Raw genomic sequence first — 18,083 nt, 5'->3', positions numbered from 1 at the left:
GCGAGTCATGTCCTCGCGGGGGCTCTCCGTTCATCCGCCTGCCATGGTGAAGGTTGAGAAGACGATCACGAGGCAGGACGTCCGTGGCGCGGGGGCGCGCCGGTGTCAGGTCAGGGGGCGAGCAGCAGCACGTCCGCGCGCTCCTTGGCGGCGGCGTAACGCTTCGCCACGTCCTGCCAGTTGACGACCCGCCACATCGCCTCGATGAAGTCCACCTTCTGGTTCTTGTACTGCAGGTAGAAGGCGTGCTCCCAGGCGTCGAACACGAGGACCGGGACCGAGCCCTGGCCGACGTTGCCCTGGTGGTCGTAGACCTGCTCGACGATCAGCTTGCCGCTCACGGGCTCGTACGCGAGCACGCCCCAGCCGGAACCCTGGGTGGTGGCCGCGGCCTTCGTCAGCTGGGACTTGAAGCCCGCGTAGGAGCCGAAGGACTCGGTGATCGCGTCCGCGAGGTCGCCCACGCCGTCCGCCGCGAGGGGCTCGCCGCCGCCGTCGCCGGTCATGTTGTGCCAGTAGATCGAGTGCAGGATGTGGCCGGAGAGATGGAACGCGAGGTTCTTCTGAAGGCCGTTGATCGCACCCCAGGTCTCCTTGGCGCGTGCCTCTTCCAACTGCTCCAGGGTGTCGTTCGCGCCCTTGACGTACGCGGCGTGGTGCTTGTCGTGGTGCAGCTCGATGATCTGCGGGTTGATGACCGGTTCGAGCGCCGCGTAGTCGTACGGGAGTTCCGGGAGCGTGTACGTGGCCATGATGCGAGCCCTCCGACTGCTGGGAATGCCGTCCAGTTGTTATTGCAAGCTATATGCAAGAGCAGGCTAACAGCAGGAGTGTTCCGAAGTGATCAGCCCTTCGGCCTAGGACCTGCGGCGCTGCCTTCTTGCCTCCCGCCCTCTCGGCCTCCTGCCCTCTCTGTGTCTCCCGTGCTTCCTCTCTCCCGCGCTTCCTCCTTTTTGTCTGGCAAAGGTGATTTGCTCCTTATTTCGTGCTGCGTACGCCGTCGCGCGTTTGGTCCCGTCGTTCCGGGGGGCCCGGCCACACGGCCGGGCGTCCCGGGGCCGGGACCACGGTCGCGCCGCTCGTCGCCCGCCCCGCTGATCAGGAGGACTCGATGGCACCCCCCGAAACGCCGAACAGCCCGAACGACGGTCGCGATCCGCGACTGGCCCCGCCCCTCGCGGACGCGGTGGGCTGGGGGCCGCTCGATGTCCGCGCCGTCGACACCGTCCGGGTGCTGGCGGCCGATGCGGTGCAGAAGGCGGGCCACGGCCACCCGGGCACCGCGATGAGCCTGGCGCCGCTGGCGTACCTGCTGTTCCAGCAGGTGATGCGGCACGACCCGGCCGACGACCGGTGGCTCGGCCGGGACCGCTTCGTGCTGTCCTGCGGCCACTCCAGCCTGACCCTCTACATCCAGCTGTACCTGAGCGGCTACGGCATGGAGCTGGCGGATCTGGAGGCGCTGCGCACGTGGGGGTCCGCCACCCCCGGCCATCCGGAGTACCAGCACACCCGGGGCGTCGAGATGACCACCGGGCCGCTCGGACAGGGACTGGCATCCGCCGTCGGCATGGCCATGGCGGCCCGCCGCGAGCGCGGCCTCCTCGACCCCGACGCGCCGGCCGGCGCGAGCCCCTTCGACCACCACGTGTACGTCGTAGCCTCCGACGGCGACCTGATGGAGGGCGTGACGTCCGAGGCCAGTTCGCTGGCGGGACACCAGGAGCTCGGGAATCTGGTCGTCTTCTACGACTCCAACCACATCTCCATCGAGGACGACACCGACATCTCCTTCAGCGAGGACGTCACCGCCCGCTACGCGGCGTACGGCTGGCACGTCCAGACGGTCGACTTCACCCGGACCGGCGACTACGTCGAAGACGTCGACGCCCTGCTCGCCGCCGTCACGGCCGCGAAGAGCGAGAGCGGCCGGCCCTCCCTGATCCTGCTGCGCACGATCATCGGCTGGCCCGCGCCCACCAAGCAGAACACCGGCAAGGCCCACGGCTCCGCGCTCGGCGCCGAGGAGGTCGCCGCCACCAAGAAGCTGCTCGGCTTCGACCCGGAAGCCGACTTCGCCGTCGAGGACGACGTGCTGCACCACGCCCGCGCGGTCGTCGAGCGAGGTGCGAAGGCCCATCGTGCCTGGGAGCCCCGCTATCAGGAGTGGCGCTCCGCCCATCCCGAGCGCGCCGGACTCCTCGACCGGCTGCGGGAACGGAGGCTCCCCGAGGGCTGGGCCGACAGCCTCCCCGTCTTCGACGCCGACCCCAAGGGCATCGCCACCCGCAAGGCGTCCGGCGACGTGCTCACCGCGCTGGCGCCCGTGCTGCCCGAACTGTGGGGCGGCTCGGCCGACCTCGCGGGGAGCAACAACACCACCATGGAGGGCGAGCCGTCCTTCGTGCCGACGGGCAAGCAGACCGGCGAGTTCCCCGGCGACCCCTACGGCCGCACGCTCCACTTCGGCATCCGCGAGCACGCCATGGGCGCGATCCTCAACGGCATCGCGCTCCAGAGCCTCACCCGCCCCTACGGCGGCACGTTCCTGATCTTCAGCGACTACATGCGCCCGGCCGTCCGGCTCGCCGCCCTGATGAAGCTCCCGGTCACCTACGTCTGGACCCATGACTCCATCGGCCTCGGTGAGGACGGCCCCACCCACCAGCCCGTCGAGCAACTCGCCGCCCTCCGCGCGATCCCCGGCCTCGACGTCGTACGGCCCGCCGACGCGAACGAGACGGCTGTGTGCTGGCGCACCGTCCTGGAGCGCCACGACCGGCCCGCCGGCCTCGCCCTGACCCGGCAGCCGCTGCCCGTCCTGGAGCGGGGGGACGGCGCGTACGCCTCTGCCGAGGGGGCCGCCCGGGGCGGCTACGTCCTCGCCGACAGCCGGGGCGGGACGCCCGAAGTCATCCTCGTCGCGACCGGGTCGGAGGTCCACATCGCGCTGGAGGCGCGGGAGTTGCTGGCCGCCGAGGGGCACGAGGCGCGTGTGGTGTCGCTGCCGTGCCGCGAGTGGTTCGCCGAGCAGCCGTACGCCTATCAGGACGCGGTCCTCCCGCCCGGCGTCCGGGCCCGGGTGAGCGTCGAGGCGGCCGTCGCCCAGGGCTGGCGGGACGTGGTGGGGGACGCGGGCCGCATGGTGAGCCTGGAGCACTTCGGCGCGTCCGCCGACTACGAGCGCCTGTACGAGGAGTTCGGCATCACGCCCCGCGCGGTCGCCGACGCCGCACGGGAGAGCATCCGCGCGGCGGCCGGACCCGTCCGGCCCGGCGGGGAGCGCCCCGGCGCGGCCCCGGCCGAGGGCGGCACCGGGGACGCCGGTTAGGCGACCTCACGCCACCATTGCCACCGGCCTCACGCCCCCACCGCCACCCACAGCTGGTTTCCGGCCCGGCCGGCGCACCCGGGCCGGGGGCCCGGCCCGGGTGCGCGCTACGGCCTGCGACCGCGGAAGGTGCGGCGCAGGTCGTTCACCCACGCGTCGGGGTTCTCCCAGGGGATGAAGTGGCCGCCGTGGTCATGGGCGTTGACGTTGACATGGTTGAACCAGTCCGCCTGCGGGCCCGTCTCGAACGCCCGGACGCGCTCGTCGGCGGTGTGGACGCCGGGCGGGTTCTCGTACGTGACGAGGGTGAGTCCGACGGGGGCCCGCACGGCCGGGGTGCGGTCGTGGGCCGGAGTCCAGGGGTAGCGGTTGGCGTTGGCGTAGTAACGCATCGACGTGGCGATGGAGTTGTTCGCCCAGTAGATCGTGGCGTGGGTGAGCAGGTCGTCCTTGCTGAAGACGGATGAGAGGTCGCCGCCGTTGTCGCTCCAGGCGTTCCAGCGCTCCAGCAACCAGGCCAGCAGCCCGGCGGGGGAGTCGCTGAGTCCGTGCGCCAGGGTGGCGCCGTCGAGCATGTGCACGGCGAGGTGCGGCGCCCAGCGGCGGTCCTGCTCGACGACGCGGGCGCGGACGTCGGCGGGCAGGTCGTCGGTGAGGGGCCGGTTCCGGGCGAAGTCCCAGGCGCGGGGGCCGTTGAAGAAGTCGAGCGGCAGCCCGGAGCCGATGTGGATGCCGTACAGCTCGTCGGCGTACTTGTGGCCGAGCTGGCTGGAGACGATCCCGCCGATGTCGCAGCCCCCGGCGGCGTACTTCTCGTATCCCAGGGTCTCGGTCATCAGGGTGTGCCAGAGGTCGGACACCTTCCAGAAGTTGACGTCCGGGAAGCCGGTGAGCGGTCCGGGGAAACCGAAACCGGGCAGGGACGGCACGATGACGTCGAACGCGTCGGCCGGATCACCCCCGTACGCCGCCGGGTCGGAATGGGGTCTCCCCTGCTCGAGCGAAGCCGAGAGCTTGGGGAAGGGCCGAGCACCTTCGACCAGTGCCAGAACGTCCACGGCCAGCCGTGGGTGAGGATCAGCGGGATCGGGCGGGGGCCGCGTCCGGGCTCGCGCATGAAGTGCACGGGGACGCCGGCGACGCTCACCCGGTACTGCTCGTGGGCGTTGATGGCGGCCTCGGCCGCGCGCCAGTCGTAGCCGTCCCGCCAGTGGGCGACCAGTTCACGCAGACAACTGTCCGGGACACCGTAGGACCAGTCCTCGTTGCCCTCGTCCAGCGGCGGCCGGGTCAGTGCGAGACGGGCGCGCAGGTCGTCGAGTGCCTGGTCGGCCACCCGGATCGGGGTGGGCTCCAGGGGGAAGGTGTGCGGGGCGGTCATGGCGTGGTTCCTTCCGGGGCGGAGGAAGCGGTGTCGCCGTAACGCTTCCACATCCGCCCCGGCCCGCGCCGTCCGGCGGCCCCTCCCGTCGACCCGGGCAGCCGCCCGGCAGCCGCTCGGCGCCCGCCCTCCCGGAGTTACCGCCGCAGATCGTCCCTGGCCTGCGCCGCGAGGTCCGGAAAGTCCGTCACCACCGCGTCCACGCCCTGCCCGTAGTGGAAGGCGTACTCGGCGAACGCGTCGCCGAAGGCGGTGGGCGCACTGCCCCGGCGGTACGCGGCCGGGAGGTACTGGTTCTCCGCGCGGAAGGTGTACGCGCCGACCTTCAGGCCCGCCGCGTGGGCATCGGCCAGCAGGGTGCCCGGCGGGACGAGCGAGGACTTGTCCGGGCCGATCCAGTCCGCGTACGAGGCGATCGCGCGGAGCCCGGCCGGGGTCATCATGTCCCGGTAGGAGACCTCGTGACCGTACGGGCCGCCGCTCGTGCCCAGCGCCTGCCACAGCGGGAGGCCGAGGCGGGCCGCGGCCACCCGGCGCAGGCTCGCGGGCTCGAAGGACTGGACGACGCAGTCCCGGGCGGTCAGCCGGTTCCGGCGGATCACCCGGATCAGCTCCTCCTCCAGCGGCAGCCCGATCGAGCGGAAGTACGTCGGGTGCTTCGTCTCGGGGAACACCGCGATCCGCCGGCCCGACTCCCGGGACAGCCGCCGGGCCAGGTCGATCACCTCCTGGAAGGTCATCACCGAGCCCCGCCCGTCGAAGACCGTGTTGCGGTCGCGGACCAGCGGAAGCCGTTCCATCGTGCGCAGCGTCCTCAGCTCGCGCAGGTGGAAGTCCTCGGTGAACCAGCCGGTCACCGCTCTGCCGTCGACGGTCCTCGTGGTGCGGCGGTCCGCGAACTCGGGGCGGTCGGCGACGTCCGTCGTCCCGCCGATCTCGTTCTCGTGCCGCACGACCAGGACATGGTCCTTCGTCGGCACGAGGTCCGGCTCGATCCAGTCGGCCCCGGCCCGTACGGCATAGGTGTACGCGTCGGCGGTGTGCTCGGGCCGCCAGCCCGCCGCGCCGCGATGCCCGATGACCAGCGGGCCCGACGGGCGGCGGGGGCCCCGGCCGGCGGGGGCTGCGACGGCGGGGGCTGCGACGGTGGGGGCTGCGACGGTGGGGGTGGTGGCCGCCGCGGTGGCGGCGGCGGTGGCCAGGAGGATCGAACGGCGCCTGGGGGCAACGGACATGACGGCTCCTCGGGTGGGTGGAGCCATCACGGAAGCGAGGGCGGATGACGGCCCGGCGTACGGTGCCCGGCCCTGCGATGTCCTGTTGGTCACGGGTGCGCGCAGCGCCGGAACCCCCCGCCGGAACGCCGGACGCCGAAACGCCGGGCTCCGCCCCGATCGTACGAGGAGGGGCCCGGCGTTCGTAGCGGCCGTGCGGAAACCACTGCCGCGAGGCGTGCGGGAGCTACTTCGACTGCGCCGGAACCTCGGCCGGGCCGTCGCCGCCGCTCTCGCCGCCCCGCCGCCGCTGACGTACGAGGCCGATGCCGATCAGCACCACGGTCAGCGCTCCCGTGGCCAGCAGCTGGTCCCGGGTGTCCGGCTGGCGCAGCATCAGCAGGAAGATGCCCACCATGGCGGCCAGGGCGACGATCGTGCCGACGGGGAAGAACCACATCCGCACGACCAGCTTCTCGGGCGCCTCCCGCTCGGTGCGGCCGCGCAGGATCAGCTGGGAGGCCGCGATGAAGATCCACACCACCAGGATCACGGCGCCGATCATGTTCAGCAGCCACGGGAAGACGTCGTCCGGCCGCCAGTAGCTGAGCAGCACGCACGCGAACCCGAAGACCGAGGAGAACAGCACGGCGTTGCGCGGCACCCCGGAGGAGACCCTCCCGAGCACGGCCGGGCCCTGCCCCCGGGCGACCAGGGACCGGGCCATGCGGGACGCGCCGTAGATGTTGGCGTTCATCGCGGAGAGCAGGGCGATGAGGATGACCACGTTCATGATCTGCGCGGCGGACCCGATGCCGAGGTGGTCGAGCATCGCGTAGAACGGGCCGACCTCGGCGACCTTCGGGTCGTCCCAGGGGACCAGCGTGACGATGACCGCCATCGAGCCGATGTAGAACACCGCGATGCGCCACATCGCCGTACGGACCGCCTTCGCGACGCCCTGCACCGGGTTCTCGGACTCGGCCGCCGCGATGGTGACGGTCTCCAGACCGCCGTACGCGAAGACGGAGGCGAGGAGCCCGATGATGAACCCGTCCATGCCCTTGGGGAGGAACCCGCCGTCCCCCGTGAGGTTGGAGAGGCCGGGCGCGTCCGTGTCGGGCAGCACGCCGAGGATCGCCAGCAGGCCGAGTACCAGGAACAGTGCGATCGCGATGACCTTGAGCGCGGCGAACCAGAACTCGAACTCGCCGAAGTTCTTCACGGCGGCCAGGTTCGTCCCGAGGAAGATCACCATGAACAGGGCGACCCAGGCCCACTCCGGCGTCCCCGGCAGCCAGCCGCTGACGATCTGCGCGGCGCCGATGCCCTCCAGGCCCACGGCGACGCAGAGCAGGAACCAGAAGGACCAGCCCGCGGTGAACCCGGCCCAGGGGCCGATCGCCCGCTCGGCGTGCACGGAGAAGGAACCGGACGCCGGGTTGGCGGCCGACATCTCGCCGAGCATGCGCATCACCATCATGACGAGCAGCCCGGAGATGGTGTACGCGACGATGATCGAGGGCCCCGCCGCGGCGATCCCGGCGCCCGAGCCGACGAACAGTCCGGCGCCGATCACCCCGCCGAGGGCGATCATCGAGAGGTGACGCTGTTTCAGACCGTGGGTGAGCGCGGAGTCCGCCGAGGGGCCGGCGGGGGCCGCGGAGTCAGCGGTGGGGGGAGACGCGGAGGTCCGAGGCATGGACAGGCTCTGTTCGATAGCTGAGACAGGGGGGGCGAACCCACAGTCTGAACATCCCTACCGCTCACGCGGAACAGGTGTCCGCTATACGGTCACCAGGCTCACACAAGGTGCACACCCGCCTACCGGTCGGTAAGGCCACATACGGTGTCGGCACCATACGGTCGGTAAGGCCGCGTACGGTGTCGGCGCCGTATCGGCACCGTGCCCGCTGACCTGCCCGCACCCCCGGTGGGCAGATCAGGCCGAACCTCTGCGCTCCCACCGCTGCCGCCCCACCGCCACCAGCAGCACCAATGCCGTCGCCCCGGCCGACCACAACACCTGCGGGCGCGCCGCCTCGTCGGTCAGCATCAGCAGCAGCACCCCGAACAGCCCGGCCAGCGTCACCCACGTCAGATACGGGAAGCACCACATCCGCAGCGTGAGCGCCTCGGGAGCCTCCTGCTCCAGCCGGGCGCGCAGCCGCAGTTGGGAGGCGGCGATCAGCGCCCAGACGAACAGCAGCACCGCGCCGACCGAGTTGAGCATGTAGAGGAACACCGTGTCCGGCCACAGCAGGTTGAGCAGGACGGAGAGGAAGCCGAAGGCCACCGAGGCCAGCACCGCCCGCCGCGGCACTCCACCCGCCTTCTTCCGGGAGCCGCCGCCCTCCGAGGCATCCCCGCCCTTCGAGGTAGCCCCGCCCTTCGAGGCGCCCCCGCCCGAGACCTTCAGCAGCCCGCGCGGGGCCTCCCCGCGCTCCGCCAGCGAGAAGATCATGCGGGAGGAACCGTACAGATTGGCGTTGAGCGCGGAGAGCAGCGCCACGAACACCACGATGTTCATGATCTGACCGGCCGACGGCACCCCGATCACGTCCAGCACCTTCACATACGGGCTCAGGCCCGCCTGCTGCGCGGTCCACGGCAGCACGGTCACGATCACCAGCATCGAGCCGACGTAGAAGAAGAGGATGCGCACCACCGCGCTGCGCACCGCACGCCCCACCGCGCGCGCCGGATCGTCCGTCTCGGCGGCGGCGATGGTGACGACCTCCAGCCCGCCGAAGGCGAAGACCACGGTCAGTACGCCGGAGACGACCCCGCCCCACCCGTTCGGCAGGAAGCCGCCCCGGCCGGTCAGGTTGTCCATCCCCACCGGGTCGGTGTCCGGGAGCCATCCGAAGACCGCCAGCAGCCCGAGCACCAGGAAGACCACGATCGCGCCGACCTTCAAGGAGGCGAACCAGAACTCGAACTCGCCGAAGTTCTTCACCGCCGTCAGGTTCGCCGCGGTGAAGACCACCATGAACAGCAGTACCCACGCCCACGGTTCGACGCCCGGCACCCAGCCATGGGCGATCCGCGCGGCCGCCGTCGCCTCCACCGCGAGGACCACCACCAGCAGGAACCAGTACAGCCAGCCGACGCTGAACCCGGCCCACCGCCCGAGCGCCCGCCCGGCGTGCACGGAGAACGAACCGGAGGCGGGCATCGCGGCGGACATCTCGCCCAGCATCCGCATCACCAGCATCGCGAGCGTCCCCGCGATCAGATACGAGACGACGATGGCGGGCCCCGCCACCGCGATCCCCGCGCCGGAGCCCACGAACAGCCCCGCCCCGATCACCCCACCGAGCCCCAGCATCGTCAGATGGCGCTGCTTGAGCCCGTGCGACAGCGGTTCGGCCACAACGGCGGAGGGCGGGAGAGCGGAAGCCGGGGTGGGGGGAGGGGCCTCGTGCATGAGGGAGGGTCACTCTCGGATCAGCGGGTCGTGGCGGGTCGTTCGGAGCCGACCAGAGCGAGCTGATCGTTTATGGGGAAGCTACAGTCTCGCCGATCGCCGCGCTCCCCGCCAAAATGCGCCGACACCGCCCCCACCTCCGTGACGAGCGTCACGCGGGAGAGTGATTGCGGCGCGGGCTTTGTGCGAATCCCACCAACTCATCAACCGCCGCTTTGTGGGCCGCTGATGGTGATCGAGCGTTAACCCGTGGGCTAACGTCGGCGGGAGCCCGACCCCACCCTGCCCGGCGGGGGCCGTCCCGGCCCACCTGCCCTTACCCGCGGAGTCCCGATGAGCACAGCTGCCGCCCCCGTCCGCTCCGGAGCGGTCCTCGCCGATCTGCTGCCCGCAGCCCGGCACCGCTACGCCGTGGACGCCGCCCTCGTCCTCGGCGGCGCCGCCCTGACCGGCATCGCGGCCCAGATCGCCGTCCCGGTCCCCGGCTCCCCGGTCCCGGTCACCGGCCAGACCTTCGCCGCGCTCCTCATCGGCACCGCGCTCGGCGCCCGCCGGGGCTTCCTCTCCCTCGCGCTGTACGCGCTCGTCGGCATGGCCGGCGTGCCGTGGTTCGCCGAGGCCTCCTCGGGCTGGTCGATACCGTCCCTGGGCTACGTCTTCGGCATGCTCCTCGCCGCCACCGTCGTCGGCGCCCTCGCCCGGCGCGGCGGTGACCGCTCGGTGCCGCGCACCGCGGGCACCATGGTCCTCGGCTCCGCGATCATCTACGCCATCGGCGTGCCCTACCTCGCGCTGTCCACCGGGATGTCGCTGGGCGCCGCCGTCGCCGCCGGCCTGGTCCCCTTCCTGATCGGCGACGCCCTCAAGGCGGCGCTGGCCATGGGCGCGCTGCCCGCCGCCTGGAAGATCCTCGGCCGCCGGGGCTGACTCACCCCTCCCCGTTCTCGTAGGGGCCGCCGAAGAGGCCCGCCGGATCGAACCGGGAGACCAGACCGGCGAGCCTCTTCGCCGTTTCCGGCTCGTGGAGACCGGTGGTACGGTCCCCGCCGCCGAAGGAGAAGTTCAGCGACCGCCCCTGAACCAGCGGCCCCAGCACCCCGGACATCTCCCCGTACAGCGAGCGCACCGCCGCCACATCCGTACCGTCCAGCGGCGACACCAGCCGCAGCAGGAAGCCCGCGTCCCGGTAGGGCACCGCGTTCGCCGCGTCCGGCCGCCCGGCCAGCGCCCCGCCGAGATGGTTGAGCTGCACCACCGTCATCATCGGAGCCCCGGGCCCGCCCAGCTCCAGCACCCGGGCGGCCCGCCCCGCGTCCAGCTCCCGGAGCATCAGTCCCTCCCCGTAGTACGCGTGCGGGAACGGCGGGTCGCTGTGGATGGACGGGCTCTCGGCGTACGGCATCTCCCGCAAGGAGTCCGCGAGCACCGGACCGTGTCCCCGCAGTGGGGCCACCAGCCGCTCGCCCTCGGCCGCGTCCCCCGTGAAGGCGACCCGCACCGAGACGACGTAGCGCCCGCGGGACTCCTCGGGCAGTTGGGGCATGTCCGGGTGGACGAGCGCGGCCAGCGACGAGGTCAGGGACTCCGGTACGGTCCGGGTCCACTCCAGATAGCGGCCCGCCACCTCGGCCGCCCGCTCCCCGGCGAACGCGATCGACCCCCCGTACAGCCGCCCCACCGCCACCAGGCCGATCTCCAGGGCGGTCACCACCCCCAGCCGGTGCCCGCCGCCGCGCAGCCCCCAGAAGAGCTCCGGCTCATGCTCCGGCGTGACCCGGCGCAGCACCCCGTCGGCGGTCACCACCTCCAGCGCCCGGACCCGGTCGGCGGCGTACCCGAACTCCCGGGCCAGGATGCCCAGTCCGCCGCCCAGCGTGTACGAGACCGCGCCCACCGAGGGCGACGAGCCGTTGAGCGGGGCCAGCCCGTAGGGGATCGCCGCCGCGGTCACCGCGCCCCAGGTCGCGCCCGCACCGATCCGGGCGGTGCGGCGGACCGGGTCGACGGCGACGGAGTCCAGGGCGCGGGTGACGACGAGGACGCCGCCCTCGACCGCTCCGGGCAGCCCGTGGCCGGTGGCGTGCGTGGCGACGGGGAGCCCGCGGGCGGCGGCGTACGCCACGGCCTCCCGTACGTCCTCGGGAGTGGCGGCCTCGACCAGCCGGCCGGGCCGGATCGGGAAACCGGTCTGGAAGGTGGCGGGTGCGGATCCGGTGGGCCGGTACGACATGGGGGAGGCTCCTTCGCTCGCTTCTCGGCGGTACGAGGAAGAGCCTCCCCGGGATACCTGACAACCTCTGTCACGTATCCGTCGAACGGGTGCGGATCACCCGCGGATCGATGTGACGATCACTTGGCGACGGCCTTGCGGGCGCGCATCTCCCGGAACAGCGAGATACCCACCACCAGCGCCGCGACCAGCAACGACAGCACGACCTGCTCGCGGGCCGCGTCGTCGGTCAGCATGTAGACCAGGACGAAGGAGATCATCGCGATCGTCGCCCAGGTGAGGTACGGGAAGAGCCACATCCGTACGACCAGCTTGCCGGGGGTCTCGCGCAGGATGATCCCGCGCATCCGCAGCTGGGTGAAGCAGATGACCAGCCACACGAAGAGCGCGACCGCGCCGGAGGAGTTCAGCAGGAACTGGAACACCGTGTCGGGCCATTGGTAGTTGAAGAACACCGCCACGAAGCCGAAGACGACCGAGGACAGGATCGCCGCCCGCGGCACACCCCGCTTGTCGACCTTGGCGAAGGCCTTCGGCGCGTCCCCCCGCTCGCCGAGCGAGAACGCCATCCGGGAGGCGGTGTAGAGGCCGGAGTTGAGGCAGGACAGCACGGCCGTCAGCACGATGAAGTCCATGACCTGCCCGGCGTGCGGGATCCCGATCACGTCGAGGGCGGCGACATAGCTGCCCTTCTCGATGATCGACGGGTCGTTCCACGGCAGCAGCGTCAGCACCACGAAGATCGAGCCGAGGTAGAAGACGGCGATACGCCAGATCACGCTGTTGGTGGCCTTCGAGACGGCCCGCTGCGGGTCGGAGGACTCGCCGGCCGCCAGCGTCACGATCTCACTGCCCATGAACGAGAAGACGACCATCAGCACACCGGTCAGGATCGCGCCGGGCCCCTCGGGGAAGAACCCGCCGCTGTCCGTCAGATGCGCGAGACCCGACCCCGCGGTGTCCGACCCGGGCAGGAATCCGAAGACCGCGAGGAAGCCGATGACCACGAACGCGCCGATCGCCACGACCTTGATCCCGGCGAACCAGAACTCGAACTCCCCGTAACTGCCCACCGAGACCAGGTTGGTGGCGGTCAGCACGACCATCACGATCAGCGCCCAGGCCCACTGCGGCACACCCGGGATCCAGCTCTCCAGGATCTTCGCGCCCGCAGTGGCCTCGACGGCGAGCACCACCACCCAGAAGAACCAGTAGAGCCAGCCGATGGAGAAACCGGCCCAACGGCCCAGCGCCTGGTCGGCGTAGGCGGAGAAGGAACCGGAGCTCGGCCGGGCGGCGGCCATCTCGCCGAGCATCCGCATCACGAGGACGACCATCAGGCCGACCATCGCGTACGACAGCAGGATCGCCGGGCCCGCTGCCGCGATGCCCGCACTGGAACCCACGAAGAGCCCGGCGCCGATCACACCGCCGATCGCGATCATCGAGAGGTGGCGGTTCTTCAGACCTGCCTGAAGCCCGCCCGACGAGTCCGGCCGGTCCGGCTCGCCGGGCTCCTGGCCCGGCTTCGCCAGCGTCGTCTGCGACGTCATGGGGGGAATCCTTACGTTTGTGGTGCGCGAGGGTATGCCCTGCTCCGCCGTGGGGTGGTGCGAAGACAAGGCCACGCATTCAAGCCCGGAAAGAGACGGAAGCGGAACCCCCTCTTTCGGATCGTTTGCCTGATCGTTGTCCGAGTGGCGTTGACCACAGGGAACGTGGCGGGAGGCCCCGACCCCGCTGACGAATACCCCGCGAAGTTCGTGCCACACTTCGCACCATGCGCGTGTACCTCGGATCCGACCATGCCGGCTACGAACTGAAGAACCACCTCGTCGAGTGGCTCGGCGCCCACGGCCACGAGGCCGTCGACTGCGGCCCCCACATCTACGACGCCCAGGACGACTACCCGCCGTTCTGCCTGCGTGCCGCCGAGAAGACGGCCGCCGACCCGGACAGCCTCGGCATCGTGATCGGCGGCTCCGGCAACGGCGAGCAGATCGCCGCCAACAAGGTCAAGGGCGTCCGCGCCGCACTGGCCTGGAGCGAGCAGACCGCCGCCCTCGGCCGCGAGCACAACGACGCCAACGTCGTCGCCATCGGCGGCCGGATGCACACGGTCGAGGAGTCCACGAAGTTCGTCGAGATCTTCCTCACCACGCCGTACTCGAACGAGGAGCGCCACACGCGCCGTATCGAGATGCTCTCGGCGTACGAGACCACCGGCGAGCTCCCCCCGATCCCCGCCCACCACCCGCAACAGGGCTGATCCGACCTTCTCCCTCCCCTGCCGCCGGGTCCAGGACCCGGCGGCACGGCCATGCCGCCGCCCGCCCTTCCCAGGAGCCCCGCCGTGCCCGAGGGACACACCATCCGCCGCCTCGCCGACGACCACGCCGAACGGTTCGCGGGCGCGCCGGTACGGGTGAGCAGCCCGCAGGGCAAGTTCTCCCGGAGCGCCGCACTGCTCGACGGACGGACCCTCACCGCCACCGACGCCCACGGCAAGCACCTCTTCCTCGGCTTCGGCGACACCGGCTGGGTCCATATCCACCTCGGCCTCTTCGGCAAGCTCGGCTTCGGCGCCGCCCCGCCCCCGCCGCCCACCGACACGGTCCGCCTCCGGCTGGTCAACGCCGGCCACCACGCGGATCTGCGCGGCCCCACCACCTGCGCCTTGATCACCGAGCCCGAGAAGCGCGCGATACACGAACGCCTGGGCCCCGACCCGCTGCGCGGCGACGAGGACGGCGAGCGCGCCCGGCAGCGGATCTCCCGCAGCCGGACCACCGTCGCCGCCCTGCTGATGGACCAGAAGGTCATCGCGGGCGTCGGCAACGTGTACCGCGCCGAGGTCCTCTTCCGCCACGGCATCGACCCGTACCGCGCGGGCAGGGACCTCACCCGCGCCGAGTGGGACGCGATCTGGGCGGACCTGGGGGAGCTGATGCGCGAAGGCGTGCGGAACAACCGGATCGACACCGTCCGCCCCGAACACCTCCCCGAGGCCATGGGCCGCCCGCCCCGCAAGGACGACCACGGCGGCGAGGTCTACGTCTACCGCCGCGCGAACCTCCCCTGCCACATCTGCCGTACGGAGATCCGCACCGCGGACCTTCTCTCCCGCAACCTCTTCTGGTGCCCCCGGTGCCAGTCCCCCGGACCCTCCGGCGACTGAGAGGCCACCCCCTCGGCGACCGTGGGGCTGGACTGAGAGGCCACCCCTCGGCGACCGTGGGGCTGTCGGCCTCCGGCACCCGCCCACGATCGGGCGCCGACCGGTCTCCGCGCCGTCCCCGACCCCGCGAATCCGTGTCATATGCCACGCGAATCGGCTTCCGCCGCGCGGACGACCCCATTTCGAGCGCATTGTCACCGGGGTCCCCCTGCACCTGAGGCGTTCGGGTGGATAAGGTCCCGGCAGTGGCCCGTAGCGGAGGAGTAGACGACTTCGGGGCCCGGTGGCGCAGAAACCTGCACCGGGCCCGCATCGGCCTGCGCAAATCCGGGGTCGACTACTTCCGCGGCGACGGCTCCGACTGGATCGCCCTGGCCGGTCTGCTGCTGACGATCCCGGCCATCACCCTCGCCACCGTCGCGAGCCCGGTCTGGGTCGACCCGGCCGCGCTCGCCCTTCCCATCGTGGCGGGCGGCCTCCTGCTGCGCCCGGCCAGCCTGCTGGGTCTCTACGCGACGGCCGCCGGCGCACTGATCGTCGAGGCACTCACCCTCGGCCCGTACCTGGACGGCCCCGCCCGGGTCACCCCGGGCACCGTGCTCGTGGTCGCCGCCTGCGGATTCTTCGGGCTGGTCCTGGCCCAGTTCCGGGCCCGGGTCGGCGTGCCCTGGCGACGTGGCGGCACGATGCTCTTCGACCTGCGCGAACGCATCCGGGTCCAGAGCTCGCTGCCCCGGCTGCCCCAGGGCTGGCACCGCGAGATGGCCCTGCGCCCGGCCGGCGGCCAGTCGTTCTCCGGGGACTTCGTCGTCGCGGCCCGCACCCACGAGGGCCGCACCCTGGAGGCCGTCCTCACCGACGTCTCCGGCAAGGGCATGGACGCGGGCTCCCGGGCCCTGCTGCTGTCCGGCGCCTTCGGCGGGCTGCTCGGCTCACTGCCCCCGCACGCCTTCCTGCCCGCCGCCAACGGCTATCTGCTGCGCCAGGACTGGGACGAGGGTTTCGCCACCTCGATCCACCTGGTGCTGGACCTGGAATCGGGCGACTACGAGATCTTCTCCGCGGGTCATCCGCCCGCCCTCCAACTGCACGCGGGCACCGGGCAGTGGGAGGAGAAGTCCGGGGAGGGCCCCCTGCTCGGCGTCTACGACGGGGCCGAGTTCGACGCGGTGAAGGGATCGCTCGCGCCCGGCGACGTGCTGATGCTGTTCACCGACGGTCTGGTGGAGGCCTCCGACCTGGACATGTCCGAGGGCATCGACCGGCTGACGGGCGAGGCCGACCGCTATGTCCCCAACGGCTTCGAGGGCGCGGCCTGGCATCTGATCGAGGCCTGCGCCAAGGACGTCAACGACGACCGGGCCCTGCTGCTGCTCTCCCGCCGGGCCTGAGCGCCCTCCGGCCCGGACACGGGACAGCGGACGGCGGAGGGGCGCCCGTCATCCGGACGTCGGACGGCGGAGAGGCGCCCCGTCACCCGGAGACCGGGTATCGGGGCGCCTCTCCGCCGTCCGCTGTCGCTCAGACCGACATCGGTACCTGTTCCTGGTCCTGGTCGCCGTCCTTCTTGCGACCGCCCGGCAGGATGCGGGTCAGCCAGTGGGAGCGTCCGGCGGCCAGCGGCGCGAGGACGGCGAGCAGGAGGACGTAGCCGGCGATGAACGGCGAGAGCCGCTCGTCCAGTCCGGCGGCCGCCGCCATCGTGGCCAGGATGAGCGCGAACTCACCGCGGGCCACCAGGGTGGTGGCGATGTTGGACGTGGCCTGCGCGCCGAAGGAGTACACCTTCGCCGCCGCGAGCCCGGCCGCGATGTTCATGGCGAGCGTCAGCACCACGGCGGCCAGCACCGGCCACAGCACGCTCGGGAGGTCGCCCGGGTCGATGGAGAGGCCGAAGGCGAAGAAGAAGATCGCGCCGAACGCGTCGCGGAGCGGGTGGACCAGCTTGAGGATGCGGTCGGCGGACGAGGTGGAGCCGAGCATCAGGCCGACCATGAACGCACCGATCGCGTCGGCGACGCCGAACATCTCGGAGACACCGGCGACGAAGACGGCGACGCCCAGGAAGGAGATGACGAGTAGCTCGTCGTCCTTGGTGTTCATGAGCTTGCCGATGAGCTTCGTGCCGAACCGGGCCGCCAGGGCGAGCAGCAACAGGAAGCCGAAGGCCTTGCCGCCGTCGATCAGCGCGGCCGAGAGGCTGTCCGCGCCGGACAGGATCGGCTGGAGCGCGGCGAGGTACAGGGCGAGGAAGATGTCCTCGACGACGATGATGCCGAGGATCGGCCGGGTCTCCGGATTCCCGATGCGCCCGAGGTCCACCAGGATCTTGGTGACGATCGCGGACGAGGAGATGCCGAGGACACCGGCGAGGACCAGCGCCTCCGCCATGCCCCAGCCCAACGCGAAGCCGAAGGCGAGACCGGCGCCGACGTTGAGGACGAGATAGGTCCCGCCCGCGATGGCCATCTTCCGGCCGCCCGTCTTGAGGTCGTCCATGTGGAACTCGAGCCCCAGGTAGAAGAGCAGGAGGACGAGTCCCAGCGCGGAGAGCATCTCCAGGTCGTGCGGGTTCTTCAGGAGCGTGTATCCGGGGGTGTGCGGGCCCAGGAGGATCCCGGCGAGGATGAACAGGGGGATCGTCGGCAGCCCGATGCGGCCACCGAGGCGGGCGAGGACGGCAGCGGCCAGGAAGGCGCCGCCCATGGCGAGGAGGGTGTCTGCGTGTCCGATGAGCCTGATCCTTCGGGGTCGGTCAAGAGCTGGTCAAGGAGGCATTAAGAATCCATCAGTAATTAGTTTACCGAACGATTGACGCTGCAACTATGGATCTGTCGTATTGTCAGCTTTCGTGGCTTTAAGTCCGCTATGGGGGTGTGAGGGTGCAACGGCAACGGCCCCACGGGTGACGCGAGTTCGGCTTCGGACCCGTGGCCGGCGGCCGCCGTCTGCCGCGGGAGGCGAAGGGCATGGTCCTGGCGGTGACCGAGCGGCCGGGCGCGGAGCTGTCCTCCTGCGCCGCGCGGATCCTGGCCACCCCGGGCGCGCTGCTCATCGAGGAGGCGGCCCCTGCCCGCAACGCGTACCTGCCCGCAACGCGGTCCCGCCCACCTCGCGGTTCTGGGAGCGGCGACGCCTACCCGACTGACGGCGAACTATGCGCGGGAACGCGAGCCGATGGGCCGGCCGGCGGCGAATCACCCCCGGACCGAAAGAATCCGGCCAACCCGCAGACGCACTGATCCACCCGCGGCCGGGCCGGCGGGTGGACCAGGGGGAATGCGGCGAGGGGGCGGCGGCCGGTCCGTGAACGGGCGGT

Annotated in this window: 12 protein-coding genes and 2 pseudogenes; 6 read left to right on the top strand and 8 right to left on the bottom strand. The window is 71.5% G+C overall.

The window, feature by feature from the left end:
• Window positions 1-110: 110 nt before the first annotated feature.
• The gene (locus ACZ60Q_RS03615; RefSeq protein WP_469627728.1) at window positions 111-752 is read right to left on the bottom strand and encodes a superoxide dismutase; all 642 of its coding nucleotides are present in this window, start codon (window positions 750-752) and stop codon (window positions 111-113) included.
• Window positions 753-1,111: 359 nt separating this feature from the next.
• Between ACZ60Q_RS03615 and tkt the strand changes: the two genes are divergently transcribed.
• Complete coding sequence (gene tkt / locus ACZ60Q_RS03610) at window positions 1,112-3,331, top strand: transketolase (RefSeq protein ID WP_469627725.1); 2,220 nt, start codon at window positions 1,112-1,114, stop codon at window positions 3,329-3,331.
• Window positions 3,332-3,438: 107 nt separating this feature from the next.
• On the opposite strand, the pseudogene ACZ60Q_RS03605 reads toward tkt, so the two are convergent.
• The 4 genes and pseudogenes from ACZ60Q_RS03605 to ACZ60Q_RS03590 form a co-directional block, all read right to left on the bottom strand.
• Window positions 3,439-4,712 (bottom strand): annotated as a pseudogene (locus tag ACZ60Q_RS03605) (epoxide hydrolase family protein).
• Window positions 4,713-4,849: 137 nt separating this feature from the next.
• The gene (locus ACZ60Q_RS03600) at window positions 4,850-5,947 is read right to left on the bottom strand and encodes a glycerophosphodiester phosphodiesterase family protein (protein WP_469627722.1); all 1,098 of its coding nucleotides are present in this window, start codon (window positions 5,945-5,947) and stop codon (window positions 4,850-4,852) included.
• Between the two features lie 226 nt (window positions 5,948-6,173).
• Window positions 6,174-7,628, bottom strand: coding sequence for an amino acid permease (locus ACZ60Q_RS03595; RefSeq protein ID WP_469627721.1), 1,455 nt, complete (start codon window positions 7,626-7,628; stop codon window positions 6,174-6,176).
• Between the two features lie 240 nt (window positions 7,629-7,868).
• A complete protein-coding gene (locus ACZ60Q_RS03590; protein WP_469627718.1) occupies window positions 7,869-9,356 on the bottom strand; it encodes an amino acid permease in 1,488 nt (495 codons plus the stop codon).
• A 333-nt stretch (window positions 9,357-9,689) separates the two neighbouring features.
• Between ACZ60Q_RS03590 and ACZ60Q_RS03585 the strand changes: the two genes are divergently transcribed.
• Window positions 9,690-10,283, top strand: a complete 594-nt coding sequence (locus tag ACZ60Q_RS03585) for a biotin transporter BioY (protein WP_469627715.1) — start codon at window positions 9,690-9,692, stop codon at window positions 10,281-10,283.
• Between the two features lies 1 nt (window position 10,284).
• Here ACZ60Q_RS03585 and ACZ60Q_RS03580 read toward each other — a convergent pair whose 3' ends face one another.
• Entirely contained in the window at window positions 10,285-11,586 is a 1,302-nt protein-coding gene (locus ACZ60Q_RS03580; protein ID WP_469627712.1) for an FAD-binding oxidoreductase, read from the bottom strand.
• A gap of 119 nt (window positions 11,587-11,705) precedes the next feature.
• On the bottom strand, window positions 11,706-13,139 hold the full coding sequence (locus ACZ60Q_RS03575) for an amino acid permease (protein ID WP_469627709.1): 1,434 nt from the start codon (window positions 13,137-13,139) through the stop codon (window positions 11,706-11,708).
• Between the two features lie 227 nt (window positions 13,140-13,366).
• Here ACZ60Q_RS03575 and ACZ60Q_RS03570 point away from each other — a divergent pair, with 227 nt between their 5' ends.
• The 3 genes from ACZ60Q_RS03570 to ACZ60Q_RS03560 all read left to right on the top strand — a co-directional run bounded on the left by ACZ60Q_RS03570 (window position 13,367) and on the right by ACZ60Q_RS03560 (window position 16,155).
• A complete protein-coding gene (locus ACZ60Q_RS03570) occupies window positions 13,367-13,855 on the top strand; it encodes a ribose-5-phosphate isomerase (RefSeq protein ID WP_469627706.1) in 489 nt (162 codons plus the stop codon).
• Window positions 13,856-13,939: 84 nt separating this feature from the next.
• The gene (locus ACZ60Q_RS03565; protein ID WP_469627703.1) at window positions 13,940-14,764 is read left to right on the top strand and encodes an Fpg/Nei family DNA glycosylase; all 825 of its coding nucleotides are present in this window, start codon (window positions 13,940-13,942) and stop codon (window positions 14,762-14,764) included.
• Between the two features lie 245 nt (window positions 14,765-15,009).
• Window positions 15,010-16,155 (top strand): SpoIIE family protein phosphatase, encoded by a 1,146-nt coding sequence (locus ACZ60Q_RS03560; protein WP_469627701.1) that lies wholly within the window; start codon window positions 15,010-15,012, stop codon window positions 16,153-16,155.
• Between the two features lie 130 nt (window positions 16,156-16,285).
• Here ACZ60Q_RS03560 and ACZ60Q_RS03555 read toward each other — a convergent pair whose 3' ends face one another.
• Complete coding sequence (locus tag ACZ60Q_RS03555) at window positions 16,286-17,470, bottom strand: cation:proton antiporter (protein ID WP_469627698.1); 1,185 nt, start codon at window positions 17,468-17,470, stop codon at window positions 16,286-16,288.
• A gap of 242 nt (window positions 17,471-17,712) precedes the next feature.
• Between ACZ60Q_RS03555 and ACZ60Q_RS03550 the strand changes: the two are divergent.
• Window positions 17,713-18,006 (top strand): annotated as a pseudogene (locus tag ACZ60Q_RS03550) (HD domain-containing protein); the annotation flags it as partial.
• Between the last annotated feature and the right edge of the window lie 77 nt (window positions 18,007-18,083).

This window comes from Streptomyces sp. NPDC104313, assembly GCF_055583985.1.
The sequence above is the reverse complement of the archived record's forward strand: the minus strand, read 5'-3'. Positions and strand labels throughout refer to the sequence as shown.

What these genes read in the sequence shown, in the direction of transcription:
- tkt (WP_469627725.1), top strand. Translation starts at nt 1,112, where the DNA reads ATGGCACCCCCCGAAACGCCGAACAGCCCGAACGACGGTCGCGATCCG.
- ACZ60Q_RS03585 (WP_469627715.1), top strand. Translation starts at nt 9,690, where the DNA reads ATGAGCACAGCTGCCGCCCCCGTCCGCTCCGGAGCGGTCCTCGCCGAT.
- ACZ60Q_RS03600 (WP_469627722.1), bottom strand. Translation starts at nt 5,947, where the DNA reads ATGTCCGTTGCCCCCAGGCGCCGTTCGATCCTCCTGGCCACCGCCGCC.
- ACZ60Q_RS03570 (WP_469627706.1), top strand. Translation starts at nt 13,367, where the DNA reads ATGCGCGTGTACCTCGGATCCGACCATGCCGGCTACGAACTGAAGAAC.
- ACZ60Q_RS03575 (WP_469627709.1), bottom strand. Translation starts at nt 13,139, where the DNA reads ATGACGTCGCAGACGACGCTGGCGAAGCCGGGCCAGGAGCCCGGCGAG.
- ACZ60Q_RS03590 (WP_469627718.1), bottom strand. Translation starts at nt 9,356, where the DNA reads ATGCACGAGGCCCCTCCCCCCACCCCGGCTTCCGCTCTCCCGCCCTCC.
- ACZ60Q_RS03595 (WP_469627721.1), bottom strand. Translation starts at nt 7,628, where the DNA reads ATGCCTCGGACCTCCGCGTCTCCCCCCACCGCTGACTCCGCGGCCCCC.
- ACZ60Q_RS03615 (WP_469627728.1), bottom strand. Translation starts at nt 752, where the DNA reads ATGGCCACGTACACGCTCCCGGAACTCCCGTACGACTACGCGGCGCTC.
- ACZ60Q_RS03555 (WP_469627698.1), bottom strand. Translation starts at nt 17,470, where the DNA reads ATGGGCGGCGCCTTCCTGGCCGCTGCCGTCCTCGCCCGCCTCGGTGGC.
- ACZ60Q_RS03580 (WP_469627712.1), bottom strand. Translation starts at nt 11,586, where the DNA reads ATGTCGTACCGGCCCACCGGATCCGCACCCGCCACCTTCCAGACCGGT.